15 protein-coding genes and 1 pseudogene are annotated in these 23892 nt (G+C 58.1%); 7 read left to right on the top strand and 9 right to left on the bottom strand.

All coding sequences use genetic code 11. From position 1 onward, the window contains the following. The first annotated feature begins 2066 nt into the window (after positions 1-2066). From ACVW1B_RS03215 to ACVW1B_RS03195, 5 genes are read left to right on the top strand one after another with little or no spacing between them, the layout of a single operon-like run. Positions 2067-3581: an FAD-dependent oxidoreductase gene (locus tag ACVW1B_RS03215; RefSeq protein ID WP_253603375.1), complete on the top strand. Its 1515-nt coding sequence runs from the start codon at positions 2067-2069 to the stop codon at positions 3579-3581. Between the two features lie 28 nt (positions 3582-3609). Beyond that, on the top strand, positions 3610-4920 hold the full coding sequence (locus ACVW1B_RS03210) for an aminotransferase class III-fold pyridoxal phosphate-dependent enzyme (protein WP_253603377.1): 1311 nt from the start codon (positions 3610-3612) through the stop codon (positions 4918-4920). 29 nt (positions 4921-4949) lie between these two features. Continuing rightward, positions 4950-5891 (top strand): sulfotransferase, encoded by a 942-nt coding sequence (locus tag ACVW1B_RS03205; RefSeq protein WP_253603379.1) that lies wholly within the window; start codon positions 4950-4952, stop codon positions 5889-5891. After that, complete coding sequence (locus tag ACVW1B_RS03200; RefSeq protein ID WP_253603382.1) at positions 5888-7135, top strand: MFS transporter; 1248 nt, start codon at positions 5888-5890, stop codon at positions 7133-7135. The genes ACVW1B_RS03205 and ACVW1B_RS03200 overlap by 4 nt, the downstream gene beginning before the upstream one ends. 16 nt (positions 7136-7151) lie before the next feature. Beyond that, positions 7152-8513 carry a condensation domain-containing protein gene (locus ACVW1B_RS03195; protein WP_253603384.1) on the top strand — a complete coding sequence of 454 codons (1362 nt, stop codon included), beginning with the start codon at positions 7152-7154 and terminating at the stop codon, positions 8511-8513. A gap of 1059 nt (positions 8514-9572) precedes the next feature. On the opposite strand, the gene ACVW1B_RS03190 is transcribed toward ACVW1B_RS03195, so the two are convergent. Further along, entirely contained in the window at positions 9573-10238 is a 666-nt protein-coding gene (locus ACVW1B_RS03190; RefSeq protein ID WP_253603386.1) for an FkbM family methyltransferase, read from the bottom strand. Between the two features lie 565 nt (positions 10239-10803). Between ACVW1B_RS03190 and groES the strand changes: the two genes are divergently transcribed. Both groES and groL read left to right on the top strand, forming a co-directional pair. Further along, on the top strand, positions 10804-11118 hold the full coding sequence (gene groES, locus ACVW1B_RS03185; RefSeq protein ID WP_057018727.1) for a co-chaperone GroES: 315 nt from the start codon (positions 10804-10806) through the stop codon (positions 11116-11118). A gap of 82 nt (positions 11119-11200) precedes the next feature. Beyond that, complete coding sequence (groL, locus tag ACVW1B_RS03180; RefSeq protein ID WP_225646396.1) at positions 11201-12841, top strand: chaperonin GroEL; 1641 nt, start codon at positions 11201-11203, stop codon at positions 12839-12841. Positions 12842-14873: 2032 nt separating this feature from the next. Here the strand turns inward: groL and ACVW1B_RS03175 are convergent. The 8 genes and pseudogenes from ACVW1B_RS03175 to ACVW1B_RS03140 form a co-directional block, all read right to left on the bottom strand. Then, a complete protein-coding gene (locus tag ACVW1B_RS03175) occupies positions 14874-15617 on the bottom strand; it encodes a hypothetical protein (RefSeq protein WP_245311391.1) in 744 nt (247 codons plus the stop codon). Then, a complete protein-coding gene (gene alr, locus ACVW1B_RS03170; protein WP_253587743.1) occupies positions 15614-16786 on the bottom strand; it encodes an alanine racemase in 1173 nt (390 codons plus the stop codon). Before alr ends, ACVW1B_RS03175 begins: the two co-directional genes overlap by 4 nt. 29 nt (positions 16787-16815) lie before the next feature. Beyond that, on the bottom strand, positions 16816-17886 hold the full coding sequence (locus tag ACVW1B_RS03165; protein ID WP_253603388.1) for an NAD(P)/FAD-dependent oxidoreductase: 1071 nt from the start codon (positions 17884-17886) through the stop codon (positions 16816-16818). Beyond that, on the bottom strand, positions 17883-18215 hold the full coding sequence (locus tag ACVW1B_RS03160) for a cupin domain-containing protein (RefSeq protein WP_069276064.1): 333 nt from the start codon (positions 18213-18215) through the stop codon (positions 17883-17885). The genes ACVW1B_RS03165 and ACVW1B_RS03160 overlap by 4 nt, the downstream gene beginning before the upstream one ends. A gap of 56 nt (positions 18216-18271) precedes the next feature. Beyond that, positions 18272-19582: a lysine N(6)-hydroxylase/L-ornithine N(5)-oxygenase family protein gene (locus ACVW1B_RS03155; protein ID WP_069276065.1), complete on the bottom strand. Its 1311-nt coding sequence runs from the start codon at positions 19580-19582 to the stop codon at positions 18272-18274. Positions 19583-19607: 25 nt separating this feature from the next. Next, positions 19608-19928 carry a hypothetical protein gene (locus ACVW1B_RS03150; protein WP_456823096.1) on the bottom strand — a complete coding sequence of 107 codons (321 nt, stop codon included), beginning with the start codon at positions 19926-19928 and terminating at the stop codon, positions 19608-19610. Positions 19929-19992: 64 nt separating this feature from the next. Next, a pseudogene (locus ACVW1B_RS03145) lies at positions 19993-20751 on the bottom strand (MFS transporter); the annotation flags it as partial. A 71-nt stretch (positions 20752-20822) separates the two neighbouring features. Then, on the bottom strand, positions 20823-22484 hold the full coding sequence (locus ACVW1B_RS03140) for a class I tRNA ligase family protein (protein WP_256558788.1): 1662 nt from the start codon (positions 22482-22484) through the stop codon (positions 20823-20825). Positions 22485-23892: the final 1408 nt, after the last annotated feature.

The following is a 23892-nucleotide window of genomic DNA, read 5'->3' as shown; positions in this document are numbered from 1 at the left end:
CTGTCATTTATCTCATACGCCCAAGCGGCTCACCTGCACTGTGGCTTTCGGTCCTCGGTATTTTCCGCGACGTGCCGCAAGACCAGTTGAGAAAGCTGCACAACTAGATCTTTGAGACGGGCTATTTCCTGCCTGCACCGCGCCAACTCACATTCTTCTTCCGTCACTTTCAATGCTTCATGGCGGTCCCCAGCCGCATGACTCATGTTGGACCTCAATCCGAGCAGGTAGTCACGAACGACGGCTCAAGCACATCCCACGCCCGAACTCTACTAGAAAGCCCGTATTTTTACGCGAGTAAACACTGTACGCAGCGATCCAAAGATCTCGCTACCTCGGCCTAGTGTGCCATCGCGGCTACAGATCTGAGCGTATCGTACAAAATCTCGCCTGGCATGACGGCACGCAATAAAGCTTTGTTCCTCTTCGAGTCCGGGCTTGCGCGAGGAGATCTTCAATTGCGCGGCTGATCCGCGGCCCACCAACCTAGAAACCACGCTCTATCTTGGGCCGCTTCGATCGCCGCTCCGTCGGAACCTTTCGCAGTCATATTCCATAGTTTTCGAAGGCTCCTCAGTGCGGCGGCGGTCCGCATCACGCACGCAGTTTTATCTCGCAAGATGTCCGCGCCCTCCTGGGTTGAGCGGGGACCATTCACTCGCACTCACAATTGAGAAGAATGGCGCACCGACTACGCCGCGCGATTGCGCCAACCCCATAGTGGGAATTGAGTTTGTTTGCGATACGGAAGATGTCAGCCGAGCCGACGTCAGCAAAGCGCTCCTGAACATTGACATCTTTCGCTTTGGCGACTGCGGCTGTGCGCTGACGGGATTGCGCCGTCATCAAAGGGAACCGCGCAGAATGGTCACGGCCACGCAGCTGGTGAGATAGGTGTCAATAGGTCGCGCACCCCGGCGATAGAACGGGTATTGCTTGCCGCACCAAAAGCTCATTGCCTGCGCGGCGTCGCCGTCACAGAACTTCGTCGCTGTAGTGATCTCTGCGGAGGGTACGACAAATCGTGCGGCGAAATCGCTCAAATGTTCACGTGTACAAGCCCATTCACCTAAGCAGATACGACCCCGCACCCTTGCGGATCGCGGATTACTTAGCTGCCTGTAAAAGATCGGGAGAGCGTGGATTTTCATGGTGCACGCCGCAGCTCAAGCGACTTGATTCGTACCTAGCGTCACGTTGTAGCATTTCAAAGCAGGACGCGAAGGGTACCTGGCAATCTGGCGGGGCCGCTCCGGCAGAGGCGAGACAATGACACGGTCGACGCTACTTTAGGAGGATCTTCGAAATCATGCCGATTGAATGAGCGACGATGACAGATGATCGCGGGCTGTCAGTGTTCGGCGAATATCGCCTTGGTAAAAAGGAAATCTACGCCAGACTTTTCGACATCGATCCTTTCGTGTTTGGAATTTGCGGTGAATGCTTTGCCGCAAATAACCGTCGGCAGCCCTCCCTCTGTCGACGGGAGCTGGCGCGACGAGTCTCGTTCGCCCAGACTAACTTCGGCCCGGCTCTCAAAATGAGGCCGGGCTTTTTTTGCCGCATGATGTGCGGCTTTGGTGTTCCTGCTAGCCGGCGCCTGATGAGTTGCGAAGAATTCGGGAGATCAATAGTCCCGGCGGTCTGCAAAACGCGAGCCGCACGGCCTTTTGACGACGCTTAATCAAAAAAGCTCGCGAGCACCCGCTCATCGTGCAAACACGTTTTCTCACCCACATCCGGAAGGTTAGCTGGATTGGACAACTGCCTGATCCCATAGTTCTATTCGATGGTGTCGCGGCTTCTGAAGAGCCATTAGTCATATTCATGCGGTTGCGACTTGGATAGCCTTGAATCGTACGTAGCGTCACATTGTACGATCTTGCGGTAGTTCGCAATGATACGCAGCAGTTGATCAGCTGAACGAAACCACACCGGATAGTCTTGGGTAATCGTGCAAATGCCGCGCGTTCATCGTTGGCTATGCCAGCTGTCTCAGGCAGCCAGTCACTGATGAATGGGGCTTTGATTGCGCATCGTCGATATTTGTTGCCAAAGGTGGGATTATGAGGGCCGATATCGTTGATGTATGCGTGATCGGGAGTGGTGCCAGCGGCTCGACCGTTGCATACGAGATCGCGCAGCACGGTTTGCGAGTGCTCCTCCTCGAGGAAGGTCGGGCGCTTCCTCCCGACGCCTCGCTGGCGAGCGTCCAAGATGGTATGGATACCGCGCTGGTGAAGTCTGCGGCAGGTACGTTGACGCCGTTTGGACGTCCCTGGACCGTGTGCGCGCTCGGCGGCGGAATGACTTTGTACGCCGGAATAGCCTTCCGCTATCGGACCATCGATTTTGACGCGCGAGCGCACGTGGCCGGAGACGCGCTTGACCCTACCTGGCCGATCAACTACGCCGAACTACGCCCGTTTTACGAGGAGCTAGAACGGCGCATAGGAGTGGCCCGCCTAGCCGGGGCAGACCCGTTCGAACCACCGAGCGATCCTCCCGTTCTGCCCCCGCATGATTACAGCGCGAAGGGGCGGCTGATCGCCGATGCCGGCGGACGCCTAGGCCAGCTACCTTTTCCCACCCCATTGGCTATCAACTCCGTACCCTATCGCGGCCGGCCAGCCTGCCATTGCAACGGAACTTGCAACGAGCATCTGTGTCCTACCGGCGCGCGGGCCGACGCACGCTCGCCGTTCACAGATGTCGCCCTGCCGCCCGGCGCGCTGACAGTTGCACTCGGCAGCAAGGCTGTGCGCATCGACCTGGCTAACGTCAGCCGCGCGGATTCCGTGGAATGGCTGGATACTCTCAGGCGACAACGCGCTCGGATCCGCGCACGCTGCGTGGTACTCGCCGGCAACGCAGTGCAGTCTGCCGCCCTACTGCTAAGGTCGGCTCAGCGGGCGGCGCCCAACGGCATCGGCAACGCCTCCGGCATGGTCGGCAGTGGCATCTCGTTTAAAATCAGCGGCTACGTGTCCGGTAGCACCGCAATAGATGCAATGCCCGCGCGCCCCGCCGGTGGCCCATTCTCCACCGTTGCGATCTCCGATCACTACCTGGACGAGGATGCTCCTTCGGGACTCGGCGGAATGATCTACGAAGCGAGTCGGGTTGAGCGCACGGACCGCGACGGAAAGATAACACTACGGCTGCATTTCCTGGCGGCCGACCAACCCATGCGCAACAATGCGGTCCGACTTGCCACCAGCCTGGATCGGCTGGGTTTGCCGAAGATCATTCTCGATTACTGGACCCATCCGCTGGACAAACGCCGATTAGGCTATTTGTGCCGACGTGCGTCGAACTTGCTGACGGAGGCCGGTGTGAAACAAGTCGATTATCAGGATTCCAATTATCAGTTCGGCAGCGGACATCTGCATGGCGGCTGCCGTGCCGGTGTCGATCCGACCCAATCCGTGGTCGACCGCTGGGGCCGGGTGCATGACATCGACAATGTCTATGTCGCGGATGGCGGCTTCTTTCCCTATTCCGGAGGCGTCAATCCGACATTCACCATTCAGGCGAACGCGTTACGGATCGCTCGAAGAATAGTCACGCAGCTCGCCTAAGGGCATGATTATCAAACGGAGAGGGCTCATGTCCATCGCCAGCCCGACTACCACTGTGGCCGTGATCGACGCGCACGGATCAGCACTACGCCGCGCGTTGCGCGTCACCGCGTCGGAGAAGTGGGATCTCAATAGGCGTTTTCCGGTCGTATTGACGCGCGCCTCGGGTGCGCATGCATGGGACATCAATGGAAGGCAATATGTCGATTTCACCTCCTGTAGTGGTGCTGCGCCGCTCGGAGCCGGATACGAGCCGGTCGTGGAGCACGCAGCCGCCGAGATGCGCCGTACCGGCGGCATATTGCCCGGCCCCCTGTCCGTGCACCGGGTCGAATTGGCCGAGCGGTTGGCGGAGATCTTCCCCGTCGCGGAACGTTCAATGTTCTTCCGCACGGGATCCTGTGCGACCACCGCCGCCGTCCGCCTTGCCCGCTCATTCACAGGCCTGAACCATGTGCTTACCAGCGGATATCATGGCTGGCACGACTGGCAGTTGCAGGACCGGCCCGAAATGGGGCTACCCAATCGGGATCGAGACAGCGTGGATTTCCGCTACAATCTAGACTTGCTCGACGAGCTGGCAAGTGTCCAGCGCGTCGCCGCGGTGATCATCACTCCGGAAGTCAACTTCTTCCCGCCCGAATACCATCAGGAATTACAAAGGCTGGTGCATCGGCACGGCGCCTTGCTCATACTTGACGAGGTGATGACCGGATTCCGCTACGGCATTGGCGGCTACCATATGGCGGTCGGCATCACACCCGATCTGATCACGCTAAGCAAGGGATTGGCCAATGGAATGGCGCTGTCCGCAGTCGCGGGGCGCGCGGACGTACTCGCCGCCGCGGAGAAGACATACATGGGCAACACTTACCAGCGCGAGGTTACCCCATTCGCGGCCGCACTAAGCACCCTGCACGCGCTGCGCGACGGGACCTTGCTGGCTCGGATGCGCGAGGTTGGCGATCAACTGATCAAGGGGCTTAACGAGGTCTTCGCCAGACAACAGGTCGCAGCATGGGCATTCGCCTGGCCGACTATGTTCGATGTCGTATTTGCCAACGCTGAACTTGGCCACGCCTTTTTCCAGGAGATGTGGGCGCGGGGCTTTCTTATGCAGTACGGCGGCCGCTTCATGCCGTCGGCGGCGCTATCCGGCGCCGATGTGCAGGCGGCCATCGAAGCTGCTGGAGAGGCTCTGCCGGCGGCGCTGTCCCGCATGGAAAACATCGGCAGCGACCCGGATCCAGTCGCAGCCGCTGTACGGTTCGCCAGGGACCATTTCGTGGCCACTCCGGGGGCGGTTCGGCGCTGGTTCACCGCACCCGGCTGCGGATGAGCACGCATTTTCCAACGGAGAACACGGCCATGCCGCTGCCCAATCCATTTTCCACATCCCCGGTGCTGCTCGGCGGCGAGAACCGCTCGGGCACCACATTGCTGAGCATCGTGCTGGATTCGCATCTGGATTTGGTAGTCGGGCCGGAGATAGACTTCCTCGAACCACTCAATCTCGGTCCGCACATCTTGCGCGCGATCGACCTGCTCGCGCCCGGCGATTTCCGGGTCGCGGGCATGACCAAAAACACTGTCGACCCGTTCTGGTATGACGGGATGCATTTTGTGGTCCAGTGCCGCCGATTCGGCCTCGACTTCGATGATATCCGTGAATTGGTCAGCAAGGTGATGGCCGAGACGGGCGACGATATTGTTTCGTTCGCCGCCCGATGCCGCCTTATCAACGAGATCGGCGAGTTGCGCCGAGCACGTAGTGGGGCCCAGCGCTGGGGCTTGAAACTACAGCGTAAGATCGCCCAAACCGACGACTTCGCCCGGCTGTGGCCGCGCGCACATTTCGTTCATATCGTGCGGGACGGCCGCGACGTTGCCGCCTCTCATCTGAATACCGTTCCTGATTGGGGATATCGAACGGTTGCCGACGCCGCGCGCGGTTGGCTCGAGGTGGTATCCCAGCCGCATCGAATTGCGCCGCCTGGTCGTTATCTCGAGGTGCGTTACGAGGATCTTGTAAGCAGTCCCCGTCCCACTCTGGCCCGAATTCTGGATCACCTCGGCCTGCCTTGGGATGAGGCCGTGCTACGTCACGCTGAATATGAGCACGTATTGTTCGAGCAACCGCACGGCCATCCGGCGGCCGAGGCGACGGGCAAGCCGCTGCACCAAGGCAGGATCGGTCGTTACGTCCAAGATCTGACGCGAGGCCAGATCGAGGAGTTCGAGCAGATCGCCGAAAGTGAGCTGAGCCGACTGGGATATTTGTCGGTTCGCAGCCTGTCTGGCGACGCGTGAGCCGCCCGCGCCGGTTCGTCCCGCTGCGCGGACTGCAACGAAGCTATCTTGCGTTGCTCGTCGGCCAAACTATTTCGCTGCTGGGCTCCAATGTAACCATGCTAGCGCTGCCGCTAACCGCAATCACCTGGCTGGACGCTGGCCCGACGCAAACGGGATTGCTCTTGGCCTGCGGTCGGGCGCCATACCTGGTGGTGAGTCTGTTGGCCGGGGTCATTGTGGACCGCCTCCCGCATCGGCGGATCCTTTTGACCGCCAATCTGGTGATGGCGGCGACGCTGGCCACGATTCCCTTGTTCGCCAGCCTTGGACATCTTGGACTGGTTCAATTGTACATGACAAGCATGCTGGTTGGGATCGCCGCAGTGATCGCTGACGTAGCTTATTTGGCGTGCATACCCACCGTCCTCGACCGCTCACAGCTGGTTCGGGCGCAGAGTTCATTGGAGCTCAGCCAAGCGGGCGCGATGGCGGCAGGTCCGTTCCTGGCCGGTTGGCTCGTCAACGAATTCTCCGCCCCGACCGCAATACTGGCGGACTCGGTTTCGTTTCTGCTTGCCGCCGCGTTGCTGTCGCTGGTGCCGATGCGTCGCGCTCGGTGCTCAGAGGCCGCATCGAGCGCGGTGCTCGGACAAGTAGCAGAGGGGCTGGCGAGCGTGTTCGGCAATCCGATTTTGAGGGCAGTCACGTTGGCCAGCGGCACATTCATCTTTTGGCACAACGCGTATTCTGCGGTCTTTCTGCTGCATCTGACCAAGGATCTCGGGCTCGACAGCCGGGTCGTCGGCATGGTGCTCGGCATCGGCGCGCTTGGTGGAGTGATCGGCGCGGCTATCTCACCGCGGGCGGGCCGGGCAATTGGCCTCGGCCCAATTTTAATGATCGGTTTGGCGGTGAGCGCCGGAGGAATGAGCTTGACGACCCTGCTCACCCAACCCTTGTGGGCCGCGGTTGCATGCGTGGCACTTTCCCAATTCATTCTGTGGATCGGCCAAGGGATTTACAACGTGCAGCAGGTTCCCATTCGATATGTGTTGGTGCCGCAGCACTTACAGGGCCGGGTCAATGCGAGTATCCGCAGCGTGGTGTGGGGACTGGCCTCATTGGGTGCGCTGGCTGGCGGCGCGGCCGCTGCTGCAACGAGCCTGCGTACCACATTGCTCGCGAGCAGCGTGCTTGGCACGGCCTCGATAGTGTGGATTTTGCGGTCGCCGCTGCGCCACACGCGCAGCTTGCGTCGGTGACTGCGAGGGACCCCTCATGGACATCAAAGAGTTCGGCGATCTTGATCGGCGGCCAGGCCGGCTCATGGTGTGGCGAGTCAACGTCCCCGACCCTATCAGCTGGCGGCCTGACCCGCGCCGCCCGTCCTATGTTCAAGAGGAACATCTTCGCTCTGCGGACGATGGCCGACCGGGTTGGCTTGGCGCAGCATTCGACTTGCCTGGCGAGTTCAACGCCGCCGCGCTAAGCAAAGCGATCCTCGGCTGGGTCAACCGGCACGAGGTATTACGCAGCCGCTTGACCAAGGATGGGTCAGCAATTCATCGCACAACGATTGATCCGGGCGCGGTGGCGCTTGAGAAAACCGTAGTGGGTGACCGCGTCGATGGCGACGATTTTGCTCAGCTCCTGGAAAAGCTGTTTGACGCGGAGACCACCGCCCTGCGCTGGCCGGCGTATGTCTTTGTGACGATCAGCCGGCCGACATCCACGAGCCTCCTGCTCGCCTGCGACCACTCTGTTAGCGATGCCTACTCGATGGCCTTGGTACCGTATGAGATCCGCGAATTGTACACTGCCGCGATCCATGGAATGGCCCCCCAGTTGGCAGCGGCGCACAGCTATCTGGATCACGCCGAGGCCGAACGAGAGCGGGTGACCGGCCTAACCGATGACCATCCCGCTATCGGCCACTGGCGCGAGCTGATCGCGGCGAATGGCGGTCAATTGCCCGACTTTCCGCTAACATTCGATGTGCCGGAGGGTTCCTTGCAGCGCAGCGGACAAATGTGGCTGCTCGATGCGGCTGGGGCATCCGAATTCGATCGCGGCTGCAGGGCTCAGGGCGGAAACACGGCGACGGGAATTTTCGCCTGTCTGGCGCTGGCAGGAAAGACACTAGCGAGCCAACGACAATTCCACGCCGTTGCGCCCTTTCACACCCGGTACGATCTGCGCTCGATGCGTTCGGTTGGATGGTATGTCGGGATGAGTCCGGTGAGCTTCCGGGTGGCTGATACGTTGCCTGAAATCCTGCACGCCGCCCGGCTCGAGCTCAAGCGCGCCAAGAAAACAGCTCAAGTGCCATTTTCGAAGGCGATGGAGCTGCTCGGCACCACACTGCGCGACCGCTTCATGGTATCCTACATGGACAATCGGACGGTGCCTGGGTCGGACTGCTGGCCCGACTGGCGGACGAGATTTCTGATCAGCCGCAGCTCTGATGCTTGCGAGACGTACCTATGGGTCAGTCGCTGGCAGGACGGGATTTCCGCGAATTTCCGCCACCCTGGTACAGCCACCGCGCGAAGCGCGATGGATCACTATCTTGCTGAAGTGGCTGCACAGGCCCATCTGATCGGCCGCGCTCATCCACCACGGCAACTCTCCATCGACTGACGAAGGTGGCTGAAAGTCGACCAAGAACGGCCCGAACGGCCCGGGCTACAATCAGTTTATCCGTGCTTGGGTGATCAGAAGCGAGGTCAAATCTAGGAAATTCGATCAAACCCTGCCTAGAGCGACACCTCCAGGGAGGCAGACGCAAGCATACGCCCTATCCGCTCTACGTTTTGGTTTGGACGACTTTCTCACGGGTGGCGCGAGCGATCAAGATGAGTCGCCAGCCCAAGCCAGAAATTCTCATTCCTGACAGCAACAGGCACAGTGCCGACCTGCATGTCGGGTTTACAACGCCGATCAACTGCGAGCTAGCATCCCCATATCGTGCTTTTCTGAATTGAGTTAGCGATGGCACGGTCGTTGCAAGTCTTCGTTCAATGGATGGATTCGCTTTCCGCACGGATCGGACGTTTTTTGGTCTCATGTGCTAATGCAGTTGTATTCGCAAAGTGATGACGCAGAGGTTCTCATCGACGATGCTTTCTACCAGCAACGCAGAATACGAGCTGCAGCTGACGAAGACGACCAGCTCGCTATACTCACCTCGCTGGGCGATTGACTTGGGCTGAACGGGAATGCTTCAGCATGCTTTCTCATCGGCACAACAACAGCACTAAGCGCGCAATCGAAGTGGCGAGTCTTAAGGATCTACGAGAACTGATGCAATTGCTCTGGCATTTATTCAAAGCAGTGGATCGGCTTCCTAGAGGGCCAGAGCACGCAGCAGCAGTTCAGACGATTAAGCGCTTAGAGCGTCGGCTGGCAGTGCTGGTTCATGCATCTGAGAAGGCTCGAGCTGCTGGCCGCGGGGTCGCTGACCGTGGCGAGCTCGCCGAATAAATGATTGTCAGACCATCACAAAGACCGTCGAGCGATCCTACCTATACGATCGCCAAGACTGCATGGCGACCGGAGATGTGAAAGAAATGTTCAGAGCGCACCTATCCGGACCACCGCATCGTTTTGCTCGGTAATCGGCCGTCATGCAGCGGCACGCTGGAGAGAATACGCAGCAAGCCTTCCAGAGGTGAATGAGGAGCGGATAGGTGGCAGGCGCTAAAAGCGCGTATTCCTGAGCAGTATATCACCTTCCACAGCCCGGGGATAATGGGCCGCCACTTCGAATGATGGTAATAGATCAAGAATGGCTTGCATCGACAGCTGCCCTTCGTAGAGCTCTCTGTCGCTATATTCCGTGTAGATGAATCGCGTGTTGCTCAAGGTCTGCATGCCGCCAGCGATGACGTCCGCCTCCGCGCCTTGGACATCCATCCAGATGAAATCGACCGCATTCACCTTGGCGTCGCTGCACCAATCGTCCAGCCGTCGGGTTTCAACCGAGAACGGGCGATCGAACCGAACCCAATCATACTCGGTAAGATGGTTTTTCGGCCGGCGTATTGAGCCGGAGAGATCCCATTCTTTTGCATCTCCATCCGCATTGCTTGGATGGAAATCGATCGTCCCGTTTCGATCACTGATCGCGATTTCAAGCAGCTTCACCTTCGCGAGGGAAGGACCCAACTTCTTTTTGAAGCGCGCGATCGCCCGAGGGTCCGGCTCAAAGCAGTAAAGCTGAGCTTGTGGGCACAGGGTAAGAAAATGCTGCGTATCGGTTCCGTCATTGCAACCGATATCCAGGATGACCGGATTCGGCTTCTGAAGAAGTGAGATGATATGCTGATGTACTTCTACAGACGACGACACAGGTTGTTTTTCCATTGGCGCGGAGATCGGTTGAATTCGTCTTCAAATCCGCAATCACACGCCAGACGCTTCGGCACAACGTATATCAACGTATATATTCCATATGCCGGTCTAATTCCCTTGATCAGTCAGCGCCATTGAAATGCCGTCGACACAAACCAGGGCGGCCGCATAGTTGCTCCCAGCCGAATTCGTATGAGCAGATTTGGTCTGCGGGCTGACAACGAAGATCCGTGGAAAAGCTACGAAAGAGACTGTCCGCGCTCGATTGCCGTCCATCCGTCGATCGTCCTCCGGGTTCTCGTGAATGGCCAGACCTTGCTGCGCCAGCGTGCACGATTTGGCCAATGCGCTGGCAATAAACTCGAGCTTTGACGAAACGCAATGTCAGATTCGTAACAGCTTGGCGAGCTGTGTACATGAGAGCGTTTGCTTCCGGACGAATGAACGCGCCGGCCAAGTGCGAGATTCAGCAGAACTGCAGGCGGATTGCTCCGCTCATCTCTGGCCTGGCTCTTGCAGTAATTGGGCTGTTCACAATGTGCCCATCTCTACTCGTTCAAATGCTCAGGAGGCTTGCATGAATTTCCGTCCGCTTCACGACCGCGTCGTGGTCAAGCGCATCGACGCTGAAGAGAAGACAGCTGGCGGCATCATCATTCCCGACACAGCCAAGGAAAAGCCCTCGCAGGGCGAAATCGTAGCGGTTGGCCCAGGCGGCCGTGACGAGGCCGGTAAGCTGATTCCGATCGACGTGGAGGTCGGCGATCGCGTGCTGTTCGGAAAGTGGTCAGGCACCGAGGTCAAGGTCGACGGTCAGGAGCTGTTAATCATGAAGGAGAGCGATATCATGGGCGTTCTCACCGATGTGTTTTCCAAGAAGAAAGCCGCCTAGTCCAGCGCTCCCACCGCTCAGCCCTGACGAGCGCCTTGCCGGGCGTACCGCAGGATGAGGAATTACACTGAGGAATTCGATTATGTCAGCCAAGGAAGTCAAGTTCGGCGTAGAAGCGCGAGACCGCATGTTGCGCGGTGTCGACATCCTCGCCAATGCCGTGCAGGTCACCCTCGGTCCGAAGGGCCGCAACGTGGTGCTTGAGAAGTCGTTCGGCGCTCCCCGCATCACCAAAGACGGCGTCGCCGTCGCCAAGGAAGTGGAGCTCGAAGAAAAGTTCGAGAATATGGGCGCTCAGATGGTGCGCGAGGTTGCGGCCAAGGCGGCGGACGCGGCCGGCGACGGCACCACCACGGCGACCGTGCTTGCGGCTGCGATCGTGCGCGAAGGCGCCAAGTCGGTTGCCGCCGGCATGAACCCGATGGATCTGAAGCGCGGTATCGACCTCGCGGTCGAAGCCGTCGTTGCGGACCTCCAGAAGAACTCGAAGAAGGTCACCTCGAACGAGGAGATCGCCCAGGTCGGCACCATTTCGGCCAACGGCGATGCCGAGATCGGCAAGTTCCTCGCCGACGCCATGAAGAAGGTCGGCAACGAGGGCGTGATCACGGTCGAGGAAGCCAAGTCGCTCGAGACCGAGCTCGACGTCGTCGAGGGCATGCAGTTCGACCGCGGCTACATCTCGCCCTACTTCGTCACCAACGCCGACAAGATGCGCGTTGAGATGGACGACGCCTACATCCTGATCAACGAGAAGAAGCTCTCCTCGCTGAACGAGCTGCTGCCGCTGCTCGAGGCCGTGGTGCAGACCGGCAAGCCGCTGGTCATCGTCGCCGAGGACGTCGAAGGCGAAGCTCTCGCCACTCTCGTCGTCAACCGCCTGCGTGGCGGCCTGAAGGTCGCGGCCGTCAAGGCTCCGGGCTTCGGCGATCGCCGCAAGGCCATGCTGCAGGACGTCGCGATCCTGACCGGCGGCCAGGCCATCTCGGAAGACCTCGGCATCAAGCTCGAGAACGTCACGCTGCAGATGCTCGGTCGCGCCAAGAAGGTGATGATCGACAAGGAGAACACCACGATCGTCAACGGCGCCGGCAAGAAGGCCGACATCGACGCCCGCGTTGCCCAGATCAAGGCGCAGATCGAGGAAACCACCTCGGACTACGACCGTGAGAAGCTGCAGGAGCGTCTCGCCAAGCTCGCAGGCGGCGTCGCGGTGATCCGCGTCGGCGGCGCGACCGAAGTCGAGGTGAAGGAGCGCAAGGATCGCGTTGATGACGCGATGCACGCGACCCGCGCGGCTGTCGAGGAAGGCATTCTCCCGGGCGGCGGCGTCGCCTTGCTCCGTGCCTCCGAGCAGCTCAAGGGCCTGCGCACCAAGAACGACGACCAGAAGACCGGCGTCGAGATCGTGCGCAAGGCGCTATCTTGGCCGGCTCGGCAGATCGCGATCAACGCCGGTGAAGATGGCTCGGTCGTGGTCGGTAAAGTCCTAGAGCAGGATCAGTACTCTTACGGCTTCGACGCGCAGACTGGCGAGTACAGCAACCTTGTCTCCAAGGGCATTATCGACCCGACCAAGGTCGTGCGCATCGCGGTCCAGAACGCCTCCTCCGTGGCGGCTCTCTTGATCACCACGGAAGCGATGGTTGCTGAGCTGCCGAAGAAGATCGCGCCCGGGCCCGCCATGCCTCCGGGCGGGGGCATGGGCGGCATGGACTTCTGATCGGCCTCTCAGAGGATCGACCGACGGAACCCTGGCAGCAATGCCAGGGTTTTTCGACTTCGGGCAAGCTTGCACCAGCGGCCTATTGCAGCCTGGAACTGGATTGGCGATTGGCCGCGAAAAACCCCAACGGCCGAAACCATCGCGCCATTTATATCGGCGCCTAAGTTAGTAGCCTGACTTCTTCGGGTGCCGCTCGGCGTTGAGCATAATTGAATGGGCCTCAGCATAGCGGCGGATGAACCGTCAGGTATGCTACGGAAAGTACGCTAATTGCCCCCACCTTGTGCCGGAATGCGCTTTGCCCATCAACCACTGCATATTGATGACGTCCCATGGGCACATGTTCTCTGATGGCGGATTTCGGGCCTCTCAATTCGAAGCCAACGTTCCAGATCGATCCAAGGATCTGTTGTGTCAGCATGTTATCTGGTTGAGTTGGGGACGCACAGGGCGAGGCACATGATGGGGAATGAGTTTTGACAAAGGAGCAACTTGCTCGAGACGCCGCAGAGATATTTCGATTGCTGCGTGCATTTCGATCGATCAAAAATCAAGCCGCGCGCCGCCGCGTTGTCGGGGCTGTAGAGGCAATGGCCGAAGGCCGAAGAGCCGACAAAGCTCTGAACGAAGCCGCAAGCGATGTACATTTACTGTAGCGTTCTGCCAGCCAAGCTGCGGACCTCAACACTCGGGCGAGCAACAACGAACATGGTGCTTGGCATTGTCACAGCTGTCCGACCAGCACAGTTGTGGCGGCGTGCCGAGATCCTTCTTGGGAACGCAGGGCTATCTGGCGGCGGCCAAAAGAATAAATTCGGCTCAGGCGAAGGAAGTCGCTGCGGAATACACGCTGGCTAAGAAACGGATGCGTCACGAGAGCGGTCGTTAGTCGAATCTCCTTCAGGCATGGACGATCCATCCTGCTGATCCAGCTTTAGAGAAATAGCGCCGACAAGGTTCTCTAGTCGATCCCTGATTAGTCACAACGCACCAATAAGATCACGTAAGAAGCGGCCCCAGCGAGGAGTTCAAGCTGGGGCCAAGCTAAGTCCGCCGAGCCGCTGGTCGCCACAATCAGCGGCCGTACAAGGGCTGAAAAAATACGAAATGAAAATTACCCTGGCTTGCGCTCGCATCGAGAATGAATTTGGGTTCCGGGAATAACGCGCGTGACTCTCAGCGAAGAAGCGTCACGCCCCCACTCGGAGGGTATCATGATCCCGCCCTTTCGTTTGCTCACCGGTTCCGTTTTCAAAATCCGGGCAGGATTTTCGCGTAACCATCGGTCTGGACGAACATGCTGTTAATTAATCGCATCTTCTTTGCGAAGGCGGGAAGGAGCCAAATAGGCCCACAATTGGACCGATGATGGCATCATGAAACCTGGACCTGATTTGTTGTGAGCACTGACATCCCGTGCGGATCATTGGAAGGCGATCGCTCGCGAAAGGAGGTTTGGTGCTCTCGGCCCGGAAATGAAACGCCACGAATTTACGACCGTTTGCAATTCATTTACAATCACTCGTTGTATGTAGATCAAGCTTGCGTGTCAGCTAGGGTTTTCATCGCGCGACTTAGCGGCAGCTTTCGCCGATGGTAGCCATGGATCCGGACATCTTCGCGTATTTGCTCGCTGACCGAGCGTACGACACGTTTCTTCCGCCAGTTCCTGTTGAGATCGATCGGAATGCAACGGCCTCGAGGAACGACGAGAAGGTCGTTCCGTTCGTTCAGGTAGACATCGTACATGGAAATCCTCACTCCGGCTGAACATAGGCCGAAGCTCGGACTCTTTGGTGACTTGGACGACACAGTCTCGAGAAAGCGCACAGGGCATTTGCTCTCGGTAGGCCAAAGGCTGCGCGGCACGATTTCAGCTTCATCGTAAGTAGTGGAGCTAAGCTGAAAGAAAACTCCGCGCTGGGACACCGTCTCGATCGGCGCGAGCCTCAGCTCTCGGTTTGGCACGGCTGGCCGGCAAATGACGGTAGCATTCCTTGTTGCTTGCGTGCCGCCTGACGTCGACGATCTAACATCTGTGTTCGGTATCTTGACCAGCTATTTCCTGATGACTCTTTTTGAAATGGAGGAAGTTACAGACGTCAAAATGTTGTATGTCGTTCAAGCGGAAGCCATACGCCGATATGCGATTCACGAGAAAGACCGGATCGAAAGCGAATGCCTGGAACCCGTTCGAGCAATCTAACCGAACATAGTCATCCGTGCGCACCACCTCCCGAACGGCAATGCCGCAAAGATCATAGTATTCGCGGCGAGCCAACGTTGCCGTCTCGCTCGTCGAAAAGAGCGACAAAGCTAGATCAAATGGCGTTTTACAGACCAGCGTCAGAAAGTCGATCGGCGCATCCATCGTACCAAGAAAATTAAATGGCAGTATGCAAAGCACCCTTTCCTCATATCGGCGCATTATCTCATCGACCAGCCGTGTTCTTTTGAAGAACTTTCCGGCCTCACAACGGATCACTGCTCCTCTCCTGCTCTTTAATCGGCGCACACGAGGTGGACTTATATCGATGCCAAGATAATCATTATCGTCGCTTTTGATGCCGATAAGGCGATAGCCGCTACAACCTACTTCTATGATCAACTCGTATCGGGTCGCATCCAGGAGATCGAGATAGAACAGTCTCTCGCGGCGGTGGAATCGACGCACCTCAGCGGTGAAATAGGTCGGACGCATGAGACGTATGCCTTCATCGCCTAGATAAATCGCCCGATTGATTTGCTGGGATCGGCGAGTGGAGGAGTTCACCGGTGCCTCATATCATTTCGTTCGGATGAGACGTAAAGTCTGCGGCATCGCCGTCCGATGCCTGTGGTCAATTCATCGCTCAGCATTTTCGCGGATGACGCCATATCTCCCACGGTTTGCTCGGGGCAAATGAGGTCCACCACCGTACCTGGCCGTGTCCAATTCTCGTCCAGGTCAGTTACATCAATGGTAATAATATCCATCGAAACGAACCCGACGATAGGGACGCGACTCCCACATATGAAGACATGCCCTCGATTGCCGAGCGTACGCGGAAATCCATCGGCATAACCAATAGCGGCCGCCGCGATCCGCATCCGCGTCTTCACGGTGTAGGACCTGAAATAGCCAATGGCTTCTCCGCGCTCGACTACACGGGATTGGATGATTTTCGTTCGTAGACGGACAACTTGCTTTGGTTTGAAATCGGGATCATCGGACGTCGAGAAGCCGAATATTCCCCCGCCCGCTCTTATGAGATCAAAGTGAAATTCATATCCGGCAAGCAGTCCCGCCGAATTCGATAAAGAAAGAATCGCATTCGGGAACAAATGGGCAAGTCTACGAAACCGATTTAGTTGTTCGAGGCAGACCTCGTTTCGCCACTCTGCACAAGCGAGCTGGCTCATGAACAGCACGACAGGCATTTCCGATAACCCGCTTCCATTCCCGGCGATCGTGTCCAGCTCATCAATGGAAAAGCCCAACCGAGACAGGCCCGTGTCGACATGAATTCCTGCTGGCAGCGCGCGATTCCGAAGCCGGCAATGCCGAAGCCAAGCCTCCAATTGCTCCCTGCTGTTGAGAATTGGCAGCAAATTGTGCTGCTCGGCCGCCAGTTCCATGCCTGGCATAGCGCCATGGAGCATATAGATCTTTGCGAACGATGGCACCTCATCGCGCAGGGCAATGCCTTCCTCCACATCGGCTACGAAAAAGTGCGCGCAGCCGAGCGAAGCCAGGAAGGGCGCGATCCGTGCCGCGCCAAGACCGTAGGCATCGGCCTTGACAACGGCGCCGCAAGCGCTGCGAGGCGCAAGCGCCTGGCACTTGCGATAATTGGCTTCAATGGCGCTGAGATCGACGATCATGGTCGATCTCGACGTCTCGCGGCCAGCAGCTGCAAGATCATGCTGGGGATCGGCTTCCATACCATTCGTATCTGGCATTTGTCTTCTCATCACGGCACGCCGGGAAACTATCGATGGTGAGAATACAGGGATCCTATTGCGTCTTCCGCACACGCCGGTCCGAAGCGAAACCCGTTACCTGATCCGCCGCCAATGACATACAGTCCGGCGACATCTTGAGCCGGACGAGAGAACGGGACACCATCGTCTGAATAGCAATCGCAAAACACACGCGCTGATGTCACCGCAGGCATGTCAGGGGAAAACCATTTTGCCAGGATTGCGGTGGCTCGCGCCAGATCGTCCGAACTGACCTGCAGCCCGCCGGCGTCAGGCCTCACATCCCATTCTTGCGATGTGAAGCTGAACAGCCAATACCCCTCCTCGATCATGGGAATGAGGAACGCGTAATCATCGAACAGGCCGATCATTGGACAGTTCGCGGTAGGACGCGCCGCCAAGTGAAGCGCAACGACCTTTTTTACTCGTAATCGCGGCTCGTCCGCGAGATGCGCGCGCAACGGTGATCCTTGAAGCCATGGACCGATTGCCAGAATGGCTCGCCTTGCCGAGCATTCGGTATCATCGGAGGCCTGAAGAAGGATACGGTTTGGTCCCTGCCGTATCCGTTCGATAGATGTGCCCTCGCATATCGAAATTCCCCCGGCTTTGAGCCTTTGGGCCAGATCCTGAAGAATGGAACGGACCGGGCAGTAAGACCCCCGATCCAGCATCACGGCCATATCGTCGGGAACCAAAAACCGCGGCAGCGAGGAAAGCCTCTCTGTGAGCGCGAAGGATGCTGATGGGATGGTATCGCCCACGCAATTCATCTGAGCGAGTTCTCCTGGATGACGCGTCAACCAGAACACGTCACAGTTGCGACCATCGGGCCACCGCCCATCGGGATAGAGCTCTCGCCAAATCTTCGAACCGCGATTGAACAGGCTTCTTTCCTTTTCATTACGGCCGATGTTAATCTGGATTCCTGGAGCAAACCCGCTGGCACCTGCCCCTACGGTCTCTCGTTCGAAGATGACGATTCTGTCCCGAGGATTACTACGCGCTGCAATGAAGGCGGCACTCAGGCCCATGACCCCGGCTCCAATGACCGCCAGGTCATGAATGCTGTCGGTCATCGGGCCCGCTCCCAGGCGATGGACAAAGCGCTCAGAACTTCGCCACCACGATTTTCAAGATAGTGGGTTCGATCTGGCTGCAAAAATACCATATCGCCGGCCTTGATAGCCAACTCTCCGTCATCCGTTATCACCCGCCCATGGCCGCTCGTGATGCGCCAGATCTCGCAGGACGGATGGGAATGAGGCGCCGACACCGCGAACGGATCCAGTCGGAATTCGATGAGTTCGACGGGACAAGCGGTCTCGGAATCTCGGACGGGCTGCAAGACTACGCCGGGACTATAGACCGTCATTTCACCCAGGATCATCAACTGTGCATTCTTCATCGTATACTCCGAACGACTATCGGCCGGTCCTGACGTGGCGCAGACCTGTTCGCCGGTCAGCAGGAGGCCTCGGGATCAACGCCATCCCACCTGACGGCACCGGTTGCAGGGCCGCAGTCGTAAGCTACGCGGCCGATGATCGAATTGAGGATCAGCGAAGCACGCCAAGGAACCAGGCTCAGATTTGTATCGGCGATGCCATGCTGAAAGCGTGCGCCGTTCTGGACGTACAAACGACACTTTCCGGGACCGTCAAAGCGCGCCGAGAACTGCTTGTCGACCATGATCTCTTGGGAGCCACCTGGGGCATCTAAGACCGTGAGCCGACCTGCGATCGGCTTTAGAAACGAAGGGATTTCGGTGCGATAGCCTGTCGCTAGGACGACAATGTCTGCGACAAGCTGTGAACAAGCGCCCGTCTCCTGGTGGCGCAAGCGCAAGCGAAAAGGAGAGACGCCGAGCAAGTCCTCAGCCGTCGTGGCCACGCGTATTTCTACATGCTCTGGATAGGACCGCTTATGAACTTCGCGATCGTACAGTGCATTGTAGATAGCGCGCAGCGTCGAGCCATTGACGCCGTCGCTGGCCAATATCTGTCGCTCAAGACTTTCCTTTCGGGCCGCCGCACTCTTGTCAAAGAACCAATCACCATGTTGCGGAAAGAACCATTCATTGACGAAAGGACTGTCTTCGAGGGCGAATATGTTTGCGCGGCATGTCACCCAGGTCAGAGTTCCCAACGGACCGCACGCACCACCAAGCAGGTGAAGAAATATTTCGGCCCCGCTTTGGCCGCCGCCTACGACCACAACGCGCTTGCCGGAAAGCTCACGCCGCTGCAGGAGAAGGGCACTACCGTGAAACACCTCATTTGGCGGTGCATTACGGCCCCACTCGGGGACAGACGGTACCCTGCCAACACCAACCACAATCGTACTGGTTTGGTAATTGCGGCAACCCGTTGTGATATTGAAGAGCTCGCCGCGCAATTCGACTGCGGTAACGTGCACGCCAAATCGAATGTTCGGCAGCTTCGCCGCCGCCCAGCGCAAATAGTCTTCAAATTCACTGCGGCTGACAGACGCCAGTCCCCGCACGATAGCTTGATAAAGACGCCTTTTATCATGCAAATAGGCGAGGAAGCTGTATGCGCTCGTTGGATCCGCCGGCGTGACCAGGTCTTTCAGCGGGCTGGTTTGCATGACCGAGCCTCCTATGAGCAGGCCGGGATGCCACCTGAGCGTCTCCGAACTCTCGAGGATGTTCAAGGAAACTTCCGGAATTGGAGTTGCGAGCGCTGCCAAGCTCAGATTAGCCGGACCCGCGCCGATCGCGACTACGTCATGGTTATGGCTTTGCTTGGACATCCCGTGATTCTCCGCAAGAAGCTGGTCAGTGCGCCCGGCCGGCCGAGAACACCTGTGTCGTAAGAATTACGGCATTGGCGACGACAAGCATCATCATGCTCATCAGAAGATGATCGAAGCTGCTGGCCTTCACGATTTGTGCCGCGATGCTCGGAAATCCGAATAAGCCGACGAAGTAGGAGAGCGTGAATACCTGAGACGCAATGGCCAGGGGGGTCCCATCCCGGTCGGCAAGATCGACGGCCATGCTGTTCAGCGTCGAATAGCTTAGACCGTATCCCAGCGCGAACACCATTGTTCCGATGATGTAGATCGCTGTACTGTCTACATTGACGAAAAGGATCAACAGTCCCGCCAATGGTGCACATGAAGAGCACCGCGACCGCGCGTTCAATGCGGACTTTTCCAATAATCGGTGCCACCGCAAATCGCATGAAGACGGCTGTCAGCGTGAAGACAAGAAAGAACGTGTCGGCAGATTGCGCCCGCGACGCGGCGTAAAGCGTTTGGAACGTGAAAAGACCGGCGAAAACGCACCCCCCCACGCCGATCATGATGATCGGATAGCGCGTGCTCGATCTGAAGATCTCCATCACGCCTTGCAGGGTGAGACCTACATTCGGCATCCTCGGTTGAGAAGCGTGGGCGCCCCTCCTGCCTGCAAGCTCGAAAACGGTCGCGGCGACAAGACATGCGGCGGCGAACAGGGCATAAACTGCAATATAGGATCCTGCAGTCTCCGCGACGGCGCGCGCGAGAGGAGCAGCAAGTCCGATACCCAGCATTTGAGACCCTGAAAGCAGGGTAAGATACTTGATCCGAGCCTCAGACCGCACGTGCCTCAGGACTTCAAGCGGCGCCAGCATATAAAAGCCAGACCACCCAACGCCGAGAAAAAATCCGCCTGCGTAAGCGAAACGCGTCGAAGTTGACGCGGACGCGAAACATGCCATCGCGATCGTCATCATCACCGCGGCCGCGCTGATAGTTCGCGTCAAGCCCACTGAATCCGCGATCCGGCCGACGAGGAGCGAACACAGTATTGTCGCGATCGTACCGGTCGATATGACGGCGCCAGCGGTCGTGGCGCTCTGCCCAATGGACCTCAGGGCATCCACGAGGAAGAAGCTTGAGCCATAGGATGTGGCCAGGCTGATACTGCCAAGCATGAATGGGATGGAAACTTGCAACGGGACTGCACTGGGCAGTTTGTCCGCAGGAGCAATGTTTGCGGCGCGTGTCATGCTGCAATCTTCCCCGGAAGGCATCGTTCAATATCCGCAACCTCCAGCCTGCGCCCACCGATCTGCGGTGCGGTCCCGCATCGTTGGAATGAAGGCGTCGATGCGCGTGCAGCGACGGGATGTGCGCCATGACCGAGCCAGCGCCACAAGGCTCCTGCTATCTTGGGCATCAGCGGCCAAGCCAGTATGCTGAATCCCATAAGCCAAGTGTAGGCGCACTGATGGTCCGGCGCGCCATCAAGATGATCGACCCAATCGATAACCGGCCTCGACGCTTGTGATACGCGTAGATGATCGAGCGAAAGCGCGGCGCACTGTTTTTCGTAGAGCCCATCCAGCGTGGCCATCATCGCGCCATCGACGTGACATCCAGCGAGAGCCGGCATCGCGTTTATGGATTCCGTGCAGCGGTCGATGGCCGCTGATATCCTATCGAGAACTGCATTGTAACGATGGACCAGCTGTTCTGGCACCAAATCGGTTTCAGCTTCTTCCGGGCAGATTTCGGACAAGTACACTCTAAGTACATCGACGGATATATTCGGAATTCTAGCGATGTCACCTGCCCAGATCACGTGCCCGCGACTGGTCGAGAACTTCGATCCGTTCAGCCGAAGGAAGTGATTAAAGAAAATTCGATCGAACGAGCGAAACGAGTTCTGGCCTAACGCGCATCCAGTAACTCCGACAAGCATCGGAATGGTGTTATCGATACCGGTACCGCCGATGAGGAACGCATCGGACTCGCGCGCAAAAGGACTTGGCTTGCCCGCGTCCTCCGTGTCCTTTTGCCCGCAATAGAGAGAGTGAGCGTAGAGTAACGAGGAGTAGCTAAACAATATCTGCTGGGTGTCGAAATGCCGCGACTTCCAGGCCAACCCGTGGAGTCCCGGCACGGTCAGCCGCATTTGCTGTCCTTTGCGCGCGACATATCGATGTCCTATCTCCAGAAAGCCGGCTTCGATGGCAGTATCGTCCCAAGCTCGTAGAAGCAGGTCCTTTTCCGGAATTGAAAGGAACGCGGAAATATTCTCCGGCCACTCGACAATCCGCCCGCGCCTCGATAACGGATTCAACGCTTCCTCGGGCTCGAAATGATGTCCACACCGTTCGCAGAAGAAGCTACCTGCTGCGGCCAGGCAAACCGGACAGGTGGCACCGAACCAGCCTCCGATGCAGAACCGCTCTTCTCGTGGTGTGGCGGCAGAACCCGCATCGTCCATTGGTAAGTGGACCGCGGAGAAATGTAGCGAGCCCGCTGCAGATAAGGCGCCCATGAGCGCGTTGCCGACTTTCGAAAAGCGCCGCAGATTCCTGCCATACGCCGGATCATCGAAATGATCGAAAACGATACCTACCGAGGCGAGATCCTCGACGATTTTCGTATGGAAAGCGTGGGCTAAGTCGGACGGATCGACGTTCTCACGGGCCGCTCGAACAAGGACATGATTCTCGAAACCGTCGGTCGTCAGTCCCGAACGGACATGATGGCCCGCTCTCTTGAGGTGCTTCTGCACAATATCCATTCTGAGATACGGCCCCGCGGCATGGCCCAGATGTGCTCTGCCATTGGCTGTCAAGTTGACGGGAGATACGTACACATCGACGGGACGCGCATTCGCTACGTTTATCCGTGAGATCGTCGGGCTTCTTCTCATATCCGCACGAGTGACTTCTATGAACAGATATCTGGAGCGTCCAATCAAGTGCCCCGACATTGCCTCTGGAAACACCAAGGCGCACGCGGCTTGCGGGCTCGTGGACGCGATCGGGCTGCGTATTTCGAACTGCGCTTCAGACGGCGAAGACCTGCATCGTTCTGTTCGAGATTTCAGTGCAGACGACGCTCTTTCGCTGGATACTCGACGTATCGCTCCACCACAGCTAGCAACATAGGTAATCTCCTGCTGACGCTGTGAATGAAGCAAGCGGCGCGCCAACTGAAGTCGCTGTTCTGCGCGCTTTCTCAGGGCCTGAGTACGTCAGCTTTCCGACATTCGTCATGAATCGCAGACGCGGCTTCCATATTTCCGACAATGCGTTGACGGCGGCCTCGAGTGCCCTCCGGTCGACGACGTTGGGATCGAACTGCTCGGGGCCCATAGGCGCATTTGTTTGTGTTCCGGATGTGAGCGTAGCCCTGAGGCCCATTTGATTGGCGCTCGACGTCTATTTTGAGCACGTCGCGCGGTTGGGTCGCTGATGGCATCGAGGTATTCGCTTTAGCCCGGCGCACCGCCGACATCTTCCGGAGGACAGCGGCCGCCGGCCTCAAGCAAGAGGGAAAGTCCGTTGTCGTGTAGTTGAACCACTTATCGAGCTTGATCGCGAGCGTGTGGTGGCCACCCTCGGTAGGGCTCAGCGGGACAGCTTTGGCATTTTGAACAATTCCTCAGCCATTGATTAAGGCGCGGGGACATGGAGGTTCCCCGATTTTGAAGCGCGGCTCGTGTCGGATTTACCGTTCGTTCTGGTAGTGGAAGACGACGAACCGCTCCACGAAATCCTTCGCGAGGCCCCAAAAAGGCGGGCTGGGCCTTCTGACGGCCGCGTCGAAACCCAACACCGATGATGGGCTAGCGTTGCTGTCCTCCGCACGAAGAAAGTGGATGCCTTTGCCGTAATCCGATCCAGCAGCTCATTTCCGGGACATCCCAGAGCCGTTCGACCCAATCATTAATCGGTGCTGCGGTGCCGGCCGATTGGCGACGAGGTGGTCGAGATGCAGCGGCACGGGCCCGGGCCACTCTCATTGTGCGGATGTCCAACCAGGATCCGCGTAGCATCCACCACAAATACGCACAATCGGAGCCGTTCTGCTGCTGGGTCAAGCGAGCTGGCTGCAGCCGGCGCGCAGTCTCTGCGAGCTGTTCCGCAACGGTGCTGTTGCGTGATCCGGCGGAATCGTAGTCATGAGCAACCACCCGTTCATGCGCGTGGCGATCCAGCAGGAGTGGAGACCAATGGGCATTGTCACCTAGACCGTCGTCATTCAATGACAGAAACAAAAGCTGGCTGTGTCGTTGCCATTCTGGTCGGGGGATGTCCCGATCGGTGTTGAACTAC

The organism is Bradyrhizobium sp. USDA 4502 (assembly GCF_054063355.1).
Note: the sequence above shows the minus strand (reverse complement) of the source record. Positions and strands in the feature narration are given on the sequence as shown.

Excerpts from the sequence above, each read along its gene's own strand:
- ACVW1B_RS03215 (WP_253603375.1), top strand. The coding sequence starts at position 2,067 with ATGAGGGCCGATATCGTTGATGTATGCGTGATCGGGAGTGGTGCCAGC.
- ACVW1B_RS03210 (WP_253603377.1), top strand. The coding sequence starts at position 3,610 with ATGTCCATCGCCAGCCCGACTACCACTGTGGCCGTGATCGACGCGCAC.
- ACVW1B_RS03205 (WP_253603379.1), top strand. The coding sequence starts at position 4,950 with ATGCCGCTGCCCAATCCATTTTCCACATCCCCGGTGCTGCTCGGCGGC.
- ACVW1B_RS03195 (WP_253603384.1), top strand. The coding sequence starts at position 7,152 with ATGGACATCAAAGAGTTCGGCGATCTTGATCGGCGGCCAGGCCGGCTC.
- ACVW1B_RS03190 (WP_253603386.1), bottom strand. The coding sequence starts at position 10,238 with ATGGAAAAACAACCTGTGTCGTCGTCTGTAGAAGTACATCAGCATATC.
- groES (WP_057018727.1), top strand. The coding sequence starts at position 10,804 with ATGAATTTCCGTCCGCTTCACGACCGCGTCGTGGTCAAGCGCATCGAC.
- groL (WP_225646396.1), top strand. The coding sequence starts at position 11,201 with ATGTCAGCCAAGGAAGTCAAGTTCGGCGTAGAAGCGCGAGACCGCATG.
- alr (WP_253587743.1), bottom strand. The coding sequence starts at position 16,786 with ATGCCAGATACGAATGGTATGGAAGCCGATCCCCAGCATGATCTTGCA.
- ACVW1B_RS03165 (WP_253603388.1), bottom strand. The coding sequence starts at position 17,886 with ATGACCGACAGCATTCATGACCTGGCGGTCATTGGAGCCGGGGTCATG.
- ACVW1B_RS03160 (WP_069276064.1), bottom strand. The coding sequence starts at position 18,215 with ATGAAGAATGCACAGTTGATGATCCTGGGTGAAATGACGGTCTATAGT.
- ACVW1B_RS03155 (WP_069276065.1), bottom strand. The coding sequence starts at position 19,582 with ATGTCCAAGCAAAGCCATAACCATGACGTAGTCGCGATCGGCGCGGGT.
- ACVW1B_RS03140 (WP_256558788.1), bottom strand. The coding sequence starts at position 22,484 with ATGAGAAGAAGCCCGACGATCTCACGGATAAACGTAGCGAATGCGCGT.